The sequence below is a fragment of the Streptomyces sp. NPDC107550 genome (genome assembly GCF_055639095.1).
The window spans coordinates 37,585-49,136 of record NZ_JBVKBC010000018.1; the positions used below are offsets into that span (position 1 = coordinate 37,585).

Below are 11,552 nucleotides of genomic sequence, written 5' to 3' on the forward strand. Positions count from 1 at the left end.
GTCGCCCCAGAGGGTACGGGGGCGCGCTCACCCGAAGTCGGCGACGTTCTTCGCGGTGACGACCTTCACGGGCACCTTGACCGCGCCGGGGATCTTCTTGTCGCGGGCCGCCTCGATCGCGTTCCGCACGGCCATCCTGCCGAGTTCGCGCGGCTGCTGGGCGACGGACGCGTACAGCGTGCCCGCCTCGACCGCCTTGAAGCCGTCGGGGGTGCCGTCGAAGCCGACGACGGTGACGGACTTGCCGGCCTTCGCGCCGAGCGCCTTGATCGCGCCGAGCGCCATCTCGTCGTTCTCCGCGAACACGCCGTCGATGCCGGGGTGCGACTGGAGCAGGTTCGTCATGACGTCCAGGCCCTTGGTGCGGTCGAAGTCCGCGGGCTGCTTGGCGACGACCTTGATGCCGGGGAACCGCTTGATCCCGGCGGCGAACCCGGCGCCGCGCTCCCGGCTCGCGGACGTGCCGGCCTGGCCCTGGAGGACGACGATGGTGCCCTTGCCGCCGAGCTTGTCCGCGAGGGTCTTCGCGGCCTGCTTGCCGCCCGCGACGTTGTCGGAGGCGACCAGCGTCGCCGTCTTCGCCTTGTTGACGCCTCGGTCGGCGGCGACGACGGGGATGTCCGCCTTGTTCGCGCCGCGCACCGACGGGCCGACCGCGTCGGAGTCCACCGGGTTGACGATGACCGCGCCCATGCCCTCGCTGGTGAAGTTCTGCAACTGGTTGGCCTGCTGGGAGGCGTCGTTCTGCGCGTCGGTGACGGTCAGCTCCACGCCCTCCTTCTTCGCCTCGGCCTGCGCGCCCGCCCGCATCTCCGTGAAGAACGGGTTGTTGAGAGTGGAGACGGCCATGCCGAGCTTGAGGTCCTTCGAACCGCCCGAGGAGCCCGTGTTGTTCCACAGCGCGAGCCCGCCGACGATCGCCGCCGCGACCACGGCCGCGATCAGGTACTGCATCCGCTGCCTCGGCCCGCCAGACCCCGCGCCGGCCGCCGTGGGCGTGGCGCCGGCCTTGCGGCGCGCGGTGTCGAGGAGCACGGCCAGCGCGATGACGACGCCGATGACGACCTGCTGCCAGAACGCGGACACCGACAGCAGGTTCAGCCCGTTGCGCAGCACCGCGAGGATCAGCGCGCCGATGAACGTGCCCGACGCCTTGCCGACCCCGCCCGCGAGCGAGGCGCCGCCGATGACGACAGCGGCGATGGCGTCCAGCTCGTACCCCTGCGCGGCCTGCGGCTGCGCGGAGGAGAGCCGGGAGGCGAGGACGATGCCGGCGACCGCCGCGAACAGGCCCGACAGGCCGTAGATGACGAGCTTCTGCCGCTTCACGCGCAGCCCGGACAGCCGGGCCGCCTCCTCGTTGCCGCCGATCGCGTACATCGAGCGGCCGATGAACGTACGGGCCAGGACCACCGCCGTGATCACGCCCATGACGACCATCACGATCACCGGCACCGGCAGCCAGCCGCCGAGCGTGTCACCGAGCCGCGACACCGAGCCGGGGAAGGGGATCGGCGAGCCCTGCGAGATGACGAGCGAGAGGCCCCGGCCCACCGACAGCATGGCGAGCGTGGCGATGAACGGCGGCAGCTTCCCGTACGAGATGAGCGCACCGTTGACGAGGCCGCAGGCGACGCCGGTCACGACGGCGAGCAGGACGGCTATGACGACCGGCACGCCCTCGCTGGTCGCCGCCCACGCGAGGACCGTCGCGGACAGGGCCGCCACCGAACCCACCGACAGGTCGATGCCCGCCGAGACGATGACGAAGGTGACACCGAACGCGAGGATGGCGGTGACGGCCGCCTGCACGCCCACGTTCAGCAGGTTCTGCGTGGTGAGGAAGTCGCCGGAGAGCAGCGACATGGCGATGACGAGGACGACGAGCGCGGTCAGCGCGCCGTTGTCGAGGAGCAGCCGCAGCAGGCTCCCGTTCTTGGCCGGTGTGTTCTTGACGGTGTCAGTGGTCACGGGAGCCCTCCTCCTCGAAGGCGCTGTTCTGGTTGCTGACGGCGAGCGCCATCACGGAGTCCTGCGTGGCGTCGGCGGCGGCGAGTTCACCGGCGATCCGGCCCTGCGCCATGACGAGGACGCGGTCGCTCATGCCGAGGACCTCGGGCAGATCGCTGGAGATCATGAGGACGGCGTGCCCGGCGGCCGTCAGCTCGTTGACGAGCTGGTAGATCTCGACCTTCGCGCCGACGTCGATACCGCGCGTCGGCTCGTCGAGGATCAGCACCTTGACGTCCGCGAGCAGCCACTTGCCGATGACGACCTTCTGCTGGTTGCCGCCGGACAGCGTGCGCACGTGCTGGCCGAGCCCGGCCATCCGCACCCCGAGCTGCCCCGCGATCCGCTCGGCCGCCGTGTACTGGCCCTTGAGGTCGACGAGCCCGCCGCGCGTCGCGGCCCGCATCGTCACGAGCCCCAGGTTCTCGGCGACGGACTGGTCGAGCACCAGGCCCTGCCCCTTGCGGTCCTCGGGCACCAGGCCGACGCCCGCGCCCATCGCCGCGTTCACGTCGTTACGGGGCAGCCGCGCGCCCGCGACCTCCACCGAACCGGCGTCGTAGGGGTCGGCGCCGAACACCGCCCGCACGACCTCGGTGCGGCCCGCGCCGACCAGGCCGGCGATGCCGACGACCTCACCGGCGCGCACCTCGAAGCTCACGTCGTGGAAGACGCCGTCGCGGGTCAGCCCCTCGACCCTGAGCAGCGGCTCGCCGGTCTCGGGCCGCTCGCGCGGGTACTGCTGCGCGATGGACCGGCCCACCATCAGGCGGACCAGCTCGTCCTCGGCCGTCGTCGCGGGGACCTGGCCGACGCTGCGGCCGTCGCGGATCACGGTGACCCGGTCGCCGAGCGCCGCGATCTCCTCCAGGTGGTGCGTGATGAAGACGACGCCGACACCGTCCGCGCGCAGCGCCCGCACGATGGCGAACAGCTTGTCGACCTCCTCGGAGGTCAGCACGGCCGTCGGCTCGTCCATGATCAGCACGCGCGCGTCGAGGCTGAGCGCCTTGGCGATCTCCACCATCTGGAGGCGGGCGATGCCCAGTTCGCGTACACGCGCGCGTGGTGACACGTCGACGCCCACGCGCGCGAGGAGCGCCTCCGCGTCCGCCTCCATCTTCTTGCGGTCGATGAGACCGAAGCGGCGCGGCTGGCGGCCCAGGAAGATGTTCTCGGCGACCGTGAGGTCGGGTACGAGGTTGAACTCCTGGTAGATCGTCGCGATACCGAGCCGTTCGGCGTCCTGCGCGCCCTGGATACGGACCTGCTCGCCGCCCACGACGACGCGCCCCTCGTCGGGCGTGTAGGCGCCGGAGAGCATCTTGATCAGCGTGCTCTTGCCGGCCCCGTTCTCACCGAGCAGGACGTGCACCTCGCCCCTGCGCAGGTCGAAGTCGACGCTGTCGAGCGCGACCACGCCGGGGAAGGTCTTCCGTATCCCTTCGATACGCAGCAACTCGTCCGGGTTGCTCACCGGTTGCTCCTCTCCGTCGAGGTACGCGGTTCACGGGGTTCGCCGCAAGAGCGGCGGACGATCAGATGGGCGGGCAGGGTCACCGACTCGGGCGTCCGGCCCTCGATGCGGTCCACGAGCGCCCGCACGGCCGCCCGGCCCAGCTCCTTGGTGGGCTGCGCGATGGCGGTGACGGGCGGGTCGGTGTGCACGAACCAGGGGATGTCGTCGAACGCGGCGAGCGCGAGATCGTCCGGTACGCGCAGCCCGCGCGCGCGTACGGCGTCGAGCGCGCCCAGCGCCATGAGGTTGTCGGCCGCGAAGACGACCTGCGGCGGCTCGGGCAGGTCGAGGAACCCCTCGGTGACCCGGCGCCCGCTGTCGGCCTGGAAGTCGCCCTGCCCGATGTAGACGTCGGGCAGCTCGATGTCGTACGAGGCGAGCGCCTCCCGGAACGCGGCGACGCGCTCGCTGCCCGTCGTGGTCGCCGCCGGGCCCGCGATGATGGCGAGCCTGCGGTGACCGAGGCCGTGCAGATGGGCGACGAGGTCCGCGACGGCCGCCCGCCCCTCGGACCGCACGACGGGCACGTCGACGCCGGGGATCCAGCGGTCGACGAAGACCATCGGCGTGCCCGCGCGCGCGGCGGCGAGCATCAGCGGGGAGCCGCCGTCGGTGGGGGAGACGAGCAGGCCGTCGATGCGGCGGTCCAGCAGGTTCTGGACGTGGTGGTCCTGGAGGTCGGGCCGCTCGTCGGCGTTCCCGATGATCACGCTGTACCCGAGCGAACGGGCCTCTTCCTCGACGGACCGCGCCAGCTCGGTGAAGTACGGGTTCAGCACGTCGCTGATGACGAGGCCGAGGGTGCGGGTCTGGTCGGTGCGCAGGGAGCGGGCGACGGCGTTGGGCCGGTAGCCGAGCGTCTCGACGGCGGCGAGGACGCGGGTGCGGGCGTCGGGGCTGACCGAGGGGTGGCTGTTCAGGACGCGCGAGACGGTGGCGACCGACACTCCGGCCGCCGCCGCGACATCCTTGATGCTCGCCATCGCGGGCCACCTCTTTCGCTTCCGCTTGCCGGTTGTACTCATGTGGGGCGGTGCTGGCGCACATGTGCGTGGAATCGATTACACGGAGGATTGGAATCGATTACACGGGTTGCTGGCAAGGGGGGTTCCACTTGTCGTGACCGGATCGTGATGAATGGGACTGTCGGTGCCGGGGACGGGCGTGGTCGTGGCTGGTCGCGCAGTTCCCCGCGCCCCTGAGGGGGCTGTCAGCCCCGGTACTTCTCAGGCGCCCCGCCGCCTTGGGCAGTCTGCCGCCTGGGGCGGCACGGGTGGGCAAGGCGGCACCCCAGCGCCGGGTGCGTGAAGGTTGTACCTCGGGTGCAGCCCCGGTGGGGCTTCTCGCGCAGTTCCCCGCGCCCCTTACGGGGCTGACCTCAGCGCCAACTCCCAGCCCCTCCGGCGATTGAGGGGCCGGGGGCTGGGGTGGCGCCCCAGAGTGCCGGGTGCGTCGTGGCTGGGCGCGCAGTTCCCCGCGCCCCTGAGGGGGCTGGCCTCGGCGCGTGCTTCCAGCCTCTCCGGCGATTGAGGAGCCGTGCCGGGGTTGTCGGTGGGGCGTGGGATCGTGGGGGTGTTGGACCATGGACCGCGGGATGTAGAAGACGGACGGAGTACGAGACCGTGAACCACGCGCAGCTCACCGCACTGGGCCGCGCCCTGCGCCTGCTCGGCGAGCACGGCGAGGGCCTGAGCGGCGACACGTCGGACGCCAAGCTCCACGAGGTCCGCGGCGACGTGAAGCGCGCCCTGGAACTGCTAGACGACACGGTCACGGGTGCCGCCCCCACGACCCGCTGCCCGGAGCACCCGCAGGGCGCGGTGGACGAGTCGGCCCCCGACCTCTGCCTGCTCTGCGAGACACGCCGCCGGCAGGCCCGCCGCGCCGAGTACGGGGGAGGGCCGGGCCCCGCGCGGGGGGCGCGGCAGGCGGTGATGTCCCGGTACGGGACGCGCGAGGACCGGCCGCAGCCGCAGCAGCGCTGGATCCCGGAGATGTGGACGGGCCAGGTCTGGCAGCTGTGCGGCACGCCCCGCCACGACCGCCGCGAGGCGGACCTCTATCTGGCGGCACAGCGCAGGCGCCCCGACGCGGCGATGGCGTACCGCTTGGTGCACGAGTTCACGGACTACGAGGTGGTCCGCGTCTGGGGCACCCCGACGAAGGTCGACGTCGAGCCGATGGGCGGCGTCTAGAGCCGCCCGGAACCGGACGCTCTCCGGACGTGAGAGCATCCGCCGATGAGCAACGACCCGGCCCCGGAAGTCAGCGCCCTGGCGATCAACGTGGCGGTCCCGGAGGAACTCCGCTGGACGGACACCCGGCGCGGTGAGACGTACACGCTGACCACGCTCAACGTCCGGCTCCTCCCCGACGGCCACCTCGCCGTGAAGGCGTACGGCAGGCCGGTCGCGGGCGGCCGGGGCGCCTACGTCTCGTTCCCCGCCCCCGACACCCCCGAACTGACGGCACTCATCGAAGCGGCGGCCACCCAGGCGGCGACCCAGTGGTCCACGCACCGGGGCCTGCACTGACGCGAACAGTCAGGCGTGGGCCCGGAAACTAGAGGTCGTCGTCCGCTGTCCCTTCCCGGAGGGAGTTCGTCATGCTGCGCAGGGCGCGCAGGGTGGCCGCCTGTTCGGGTTCGGTCAGGCCCGCCAGCATCCTCAGTTCGACCGAGCGGACCGCCTCGGACGCCTGCCGGAGTGCCTGCCGGCCGAGCGGCGTGAGCCGCGCGGGGAGGATCTTGCCGACGCGCGCCTCCGCCGGCCGCGTCACCAGCCCCTCCCGCTCCAGCGCCTGAAGCAGCGTGTTCATCGACTGCCGTGTCACGAACGCCCCGCGCGCCAGCTCGGAGTTGGACAGGCCGGGCCGCTGCGCGAGCAGTTCGAGGCACGAGTAGCGCGTCACGTTCATCCCGAGCGGCCGCAGCACCTCCTCCATGGCCGTACGCAGAGCACTCGACGCCTCCTTCAGCAGATAGCCCAGGGAGGTGTCGAGGTGGATGCCGTCGCCGCTTTGACTCATGTCAGGATTCTGACATACGGTGGTTCGTGTCAGGATTCTGACACGGAGAGAAGGAGCATCACCATGCCCGCCACCGGCCCCGACTTCATCTCGCTCCAGGCTCGCGACCTCGACGTCTCGCAGGCGTTCTACGAGCAGTACCTCGGTCTCGTCCGTTCGCCGGCCGGCCCTCCGCACGCCGTCGTCTTCGAGACGAAGCCGATCGCGTTCGCGCTGCGCGAGGTCGTCCCCGGCACCGACCTCGACTCCGGCGCACGCCCCGGCGTCGGCGCCGCGATCTGGCTCCACGCCACCGACGTCCAGGACATCCACGACGCGCTCGCCGCCGACGGCCACACCATCGTCTCCGCGCCCGTCGACGGGCCCTTCGGCCGCACCTTCACGTTCGCCGACCCCGACGGCTACCACGTCACCCTCCACGACCGCGCCTGAGCAGCGGCCGGTTCAGGCGCGCTTGGTGAGGGCGGCGGTCACCGCCGGCAGCCGGTCCATCGCGTGGGCCACGCCGAGCCCGTCCATGTAGTCGCGGACATGCGTGATCTCGCCATCGCGCACCCGCATCACGAGCAGCCCCGGGAACGCGAAGGGCCGACCGGTCGTCGTCACCGTCCCCGAGACGGTCTGCTCGACGACGATCACCTCCGGGTCGGTGCTCCCGTGCACGGCGACTTCGCGGATCTCCTCGGGCCGCGCCGGGCTCGCGCCCCAGGCCGCCCGGTAACCCGCCCGGATCTCCTCGCGCCCCCGGTACCGCTCGGGCATCCCGGGGAAGAGGAACGGGAACTCGTGCACGGCGTCGGCCGCGTACAGGTCCGCGAGGTCGTCCGCGGACATGTCGCGCATCGCCTGCCGATAGCGGACCAGGACGTCACGAGGGCCGGGGGCGGGGGGAGTTGTCATATCGGACATGGCGAGAAACTCCGTTTCGGTGAGCGCAAAAGACGCGCCCATAAAACCCCACACCCCCCACCCCCCGCCCGAATTAACCGAACCGACCCTCTCGGGACGCCCCCAACCCCCTCCAGGGGCGCGAGGAACCGCGCACATCACCTTCGACCCCGCCCACCGATAAACCCCGGAGCCCCACCCCCCCAGGGGCGCGAGGAACCGCGCACATCAGCTAGGACCCCGCCCAGTTCAAAGCCCCGGAGTCTCCCCCCCCCAGGGGCGCGAGGAACCGCGCACGTCACATTCAGCCCCGCCGAGAAAGACCCCCCGTAAGGGAAAGCCCCGTACAGCAACCCCCTTGAAGGGGACAGCCGTACGGGGCTCAACCGCACCCGCGCCGGAGAGGCGAAAGGTCAGGCGCGCCGAGCGGACGCCTTGCGCCGGGCCACGAACACGGCCCCGCCCCCGACCGCGAGCAGCGCAGCCGCACCCCCGACCAGCACCCCGGTGTTGTCCGCACCGGTCTGCGCCAGGTCACCGTCACCGCCCTGGCCCCCCGTACCGGCCGCCGGGGAAGCCGACGACGAGGGCGCGGAGGGCGACGCGGACGACACGGGAGACGGGGTCCCGGACCCGACGGGCTCGCTCGGCTTGTCACCGGGGACGGAGGCCGACGCGGACGGCGCGTCCGTGGCCGGCGTCGACGCCTCACCGCCCGGCGCGGGGGAGGACGGCGACGCGGACGGCTCCTCCGTCTGCTTCGGCGGGTTGGAGATGCAGTCGGTGCCGCCCTCCGACGGGCCGTTCCAGGAGGCGATGAGCGCGCTGCCGATCACCGGCTTGCCGGCGGCGGGGACGGGCCCGTGGCCGTCGCCCTCCTTGCCGTCGAAGATGGTCGTGCCGCGGTACAGGTCGAGCTGCGCGAAGCAGACCGCGTCCGGCACGGCGATGGTCAGCGTGCCCGTCTCGCCCGCGCCGACCGACACCGACGCGTGGTCGACGAGCTGCTGCACGCCGCCGTCGTCGAAGGTCGCGCCGTGCGCCAGGTAGGAGGCGAGGGAGACGGTGCAGGTGCTGCCGTCGCCCTTGACCTGGAGGCTGATCTTGCCGCTCGCGTCGGGCGCTATGTCCCGCAGCCCCGGACGCCCGGTCCAGGACGAACCGTCCGCCGAGAACACGCACTTGTCCGACGGCGCGGCGGTGCCGGGCCCGGTGTGCTGCGACTCGTACGTGCTGTCGGAGTTCTTCCAGCCGTGGCCGCCGCCGTGAGCCGCGGCCACACCGGCGGCGGACAGGGCGAGAAGCGCGGCCGAGGCCGTGGTGCCGGCGAGGCGGATGGCGATGCGCCGAGTCATGGCGCGTACCCCCTTGGAGCAAGATGGAGGGCTCGTCGGCGGACGCGGCGCGCTTCTCGCCCCGGGCGCGGCGCGGCCCGTACGGGCGTGGCGCGGACATCGGGGGACCCCGGGCGAGCGTGCGGGGGATCCGGCCGCGCGCAGGTCAGCGCGCGCGGCCGGGAGCACAGCCGGAAGTCGTGGAAGGGTGCCGGGCCGGTCGGAACCCGGGAACAGGTAGAAGCTTCAATGAGCCTTTCTCGCCTGTCAATCCGTCTCCACGCGCCTCATCAGCCACATCGCAGACGGCATGGGCAAAGACGTACAACACGGTCGTCCTGAACGTCTCGATTCGGCCACGCCCACCCCTACCCGCGGTAACCCTCCCCTGGTCGGTGGCCCGCTCAACTGGCCGCGCGAACCATCAAGTTGCCCGGCGGCCTGGGGCACCGCATGCGCCCGTCCGCCCCGCTGTCAGTGGCGGGCGCTACCGTCGGATCATGTCCAACCAAGCGGCGGCGCGCCCGATGGCGGTGGTCGAGGGGGTCCTCGAAAGGATCACGTACGCCAACGAGGAGACGGGGTACACGGTCGCGCGCGTCGACACCGGCAGAGGCGCGGGCGATCTGCTCACGGTCGTCGGCGCGCTGCTCGGCGCGCAGGTGGGTGAGTCGCTGCGGATGGAGGGGCGTTGGGGCTCGCACCCGCAGTACGGCAAGCAGTTCACCGTGGAGAACTATGTGACGGTGCTGCCCGCCACCATCCAGGGCATCCGCCGCTACCTCGGATCCGGCCTGGTCAAGGGCATCGGCCCGGTCTTCGCCGATCGCATCACCCAGCACTTCGGGCTCGACACCCTGGACATCATCGAGCAGGAGCCGAAGCGCCTCATCGAAGTGCCCGGCCTCGGCCCCAAGCGCACCAAGAAGATCGCCGACGCGTGGGAGGAGCAGAAGGCGATCAAGGAGGTGATGGTCTTCCTCCAGAGCGTCGAGGTCTCCACCTCCATCGCCGTACGCATCTACAAGAAGTACGGGGACGCCTCCATCTCCGTGGTGAAGAACCGCCCCTACCGGCTCGCCTCCGACGTGTGGGGCATCGGCTTCCTCACCGCCGACCGCATCGCCCGCGCCGTCGGCATCCCGCACGACAGCCCCGAGCGCGTCAAGGCCGGTCTCCAGTACGCCCTTTCGCAGTCGACCGACCAGGGCCACTGCTTCCTGCCCGAGGAGCGGCTCATCGCCGACGCGGTCAAGCTGCTCCAGGTCGACACGGGCCTGGTCATCGACTGCCTGGCCGAACTGGCGCTGCCCGACGAGGAGTCCGGCGAGCCCGGTGTCGTACGGGAAGAAGTGCCCGGCGAGGACGGCGTGACGCCGGTGACCGCCGTCTACCTCGTCCCCTTCCACCGCGCCGAACTCTCGCTCGCCGCCCAGGTGTCGCGGCTGCTGCGCGCCGACGAGGACCGCATGCCCGCCTTCCGCGACGTGGCCTGGGACAAGGCGCTGGCCTGGCTCGCCGAGCGCACCGGCACCGACCTCGCGCCCGAGCAGGAGGAGGCGGTGCGGCTCGCGCTCACCCGGAAGGTCGCGGTGCTCACCGGCGGGCCGGGCTGCGGCAAGTCGTTCACCGTCCGCTCGATCGTGGAGCTGGCCCGCGCCAAGCGCGCCAAGGTCGTGCTCGCCGCGCCGACCGGCCGCGCCGCCAAGCGGCTCGCCGAGCTGACCGGCGCCGACGCCTCCACCGTGCACCGCCTGCTCGAGCTGAAGCCGGGCGGCGACGCCGCGTACGACAAGGACCGGCCGCTCGACGCGGACCTCGTCGTCGTGGACGAGGCGTCGATGCTCGACCTGCTGCTGGCGAACAAGCTGGTGAAGGCCGTCCCGCCCGGCGCGCACCTGCTGTTCGTCGGGGACGTGGACCAGTTGCCGAGCGTCGGCGCGGGCGAGGTGCTGCGCGATCTGCTCGCCGAGGGCGGTCCCGTACCGGCCGTGCGCCTGACCCGCGTCTTCCGCCAGGCCCAGGAGTCGGGCGTCGTGCGGAACGCGCACCGGATCAACGCGGGCGCGCCGCCGCTCACCGAGGGCCTCAAGGACTTCTTCCTGTTCGTCGAGGAGGACACGGAGGCCGCGGGCCGGCTCACCGTGGACGTCGCGGCCCGCCGGGTGCCCGCACGCTTCGGCCTCGACCCGCGGCGTGACGTGCAGGTCCTCGCGCCCATGCACCGCGGCCCGGCCGGCGCGGGCACGCTCAACGGACTGCTCCAGCAGGCGATCACCCCCGGCCGGCCCGAGCTGCCCGAGAAGCGGTTCGGCGGCCGGGTCTTCCGCGTCGGCGACAAAGTCACCCAGATCAGGAACAACTACGAGAAGGGGGCGAACGGCGTGTTCAACGGGACGGTCGGCGTCGTCACCTCCCTCGACGCCGACGAGCAGCGGCTCACCGTCCTCACCGACGAGGACGAGGAAGTGCCGTACGACTTCGACGAGCTGGACGAGCTGGCCCATGCCTACGCTGTGACCATCCACCGCTCACAGGGGAGCGAGTACCCCTGCGTGGTGATCCCGGTCACCACCGGGGCCTGGATGATGTTGCAGCGCAATCTGCTCTACACGGCGGTGACGCGGGCCAAGAAACTGGTCGTCCTGGTGGGTTCGCGCAAGGCTCTGGGGCAGGCTGTCCGTACCGTTTCCGCGGGCAGGCGCTGCACCGCCCTGGACTTCCGGCTGGCCGGCGCGCAGCTTCGAAAATTTTGATCGATCAAATTCGTCGCA

At 71.8% G+C, this 11,552-nt stretch carries 10 protein-coding genes; 4 read left to right on the forward strand and 6 right to left on the reverse strand.

The window, feature by feature from the left end:
* Positions 1–27: 27 nt before the first annotated feature.
* From ACZ7LY_RS22790 to ACZ7LY_RS22800, 3 genes are read right to left on the reverse strand one after another with little or no spacing between them, the layout of a single operon-like run.
* Complete coding sequence (locus ACZ7LY_RS22790) at positions 28–1,971, reverse strand: ABC transporter permease/substrate-binding protein (protein ID WP_471626498.1); 1,944 nt, start codon at positions 1,969–1,971, stop codon at positions 28–30.
* Entirely contained in the window at positions 1,961–3,487 is a 1,527-nt protein-coding gene (locus ACZ7LY_RS22795; protein ID WP_471626499.1) for a sugar ABC transporter ATP-binding protein, read from the reverse strand. The genes ACZ7LY_RS22790 and ACZ7LY_RS22795 overlap by 11 nt, the downstream gene beginning before the upstream one ends.
* Positions 3,484–4,512 (reverse strand): LacI family DNA-binding transcriptional regulator, encoded by a 1,029-nt coding sequence (locus ACZ7LY_RS22800; RefSeq protein WP_471626500.1) that lies wholly within the window; start codon positions 4,510–4,512, stop codon positions 3,484–3,486. The genes ACZ7LY_RS22795 and ACZ7LY_RS22800 overlap by 4 nt, the downstream gene beginning before the upstream one ends.
* A 639-nt stretch (positions 4,513–5,151) precedes the next feature.
* On the opposite strand from ACZ7LY_RS22800, the gene ACZ7LY_RS22805 reads away from it, so the two are divergent.
* Positions 5,152–5,724, forward strand: a complete 573-nt coding sequence (locus ACZ7LY_RS22805) for a hypothetical protein (protein ID WP_471626501.1) — start codon at positions 5,152–5,154, stop codon at positions 5,722–5,724.
* 45 nt (positions 5,725–5,769) lie between these two features.
* Positions 5,770–6,063, forward strand: a complete 294-nt coding sequence (locus ACZ7LY_RS22810) for a hypothetical protein (protein WP_471626502.1) — start codon at positions 5,770–5,772, stop codon at positions 6,061–6,063.
* A 28-nt stretch (positions 6,064–6,091) separates the two neighbouring features.
* Here the strand turns inward: ACZ7LY_RS22810 and ACZ7LY_RS22815 are convergent, their stop codons facing one another.
* On the reverse strand, positions 6,092–6,556 hold the full coding sequence (locus ACZ7LY_RS22815; RefSeq protein WP_471626503.1) for a MarR family winged helix-turn-helix transcriptional regulator: 465 nt from the start codon (positions 6,554–6,556) through the stop codon (positions 6,092–6,094).
* Positions 6,557–6,619: 63 nt separating this feature from the next.
* On the opposite strand from ACZ7LY_RS22815, the gene ACZ7LY_RS22820 reads away from it, so the two are divergent.
* On the forward strand, positions 6,620–6,988 hold the full coding sequence (locus tag ACZ7LY_RS22820) for a VOC family protein (protein ID WP_471626504.1): 369 nt from the start codon (positions 6,620–6,622) through the stop codon (positions 6,986–6,988).
* Positions 6,989–7,000: 12 nt separating this feature from the next.
* Here ACZ7LY_RS22820 and ACZ7LY_RS22825 read toward each other — a convergent pair whose 3' ends face one another.
* Together ACZ7LY_RS22825 and ACZ7LY_RS22830 are read right to left on the reverse strand one after the other, a co-directional pair.
* On the reverse strand, positions 7,001–7,465 hold the full coding sequence (locus ACZ7LY_RS22825; protein ID WP_471626505.1) for a nuclear transport factor 2 family protein: 465 nt from the start codon (positions 7,463–7,465) through the stop codon (positions 7,001–7,003).
* A gap of 392 nt (positions 7,466–7,857) precedes the next feature.
* A complete protein-coding gene (locus ACZ7LY_RS22830; protein ID WP_471626506.1) occupies positions 7,858–8,799 on the reverse strand; it encodes an LAETG motif-containing sortase-dependent surface protein in 942 nt (313 codons plus the stop codon).
* A gap of 479 nt (positions 8,800–9,278) precedes the next feature.
* On the opposite strand from ACZ7LY_RS22830, the gene recD2 reads away from it, so the two are divergent.
* A complete protein-coding gene (gene recD2 / locus ACZ7LY_RS22835) occupies positions 9,279–11,534 on the forward strand; it encodes an SF1B family DNA helicase RecD2 (RefSeq protein WP_471626507.1) in 2,256 nt (751 codons plus the stop codon).
* The last annotated feature ends 18 nt before the right edge of the window (positions 11,535–11,552 follow it).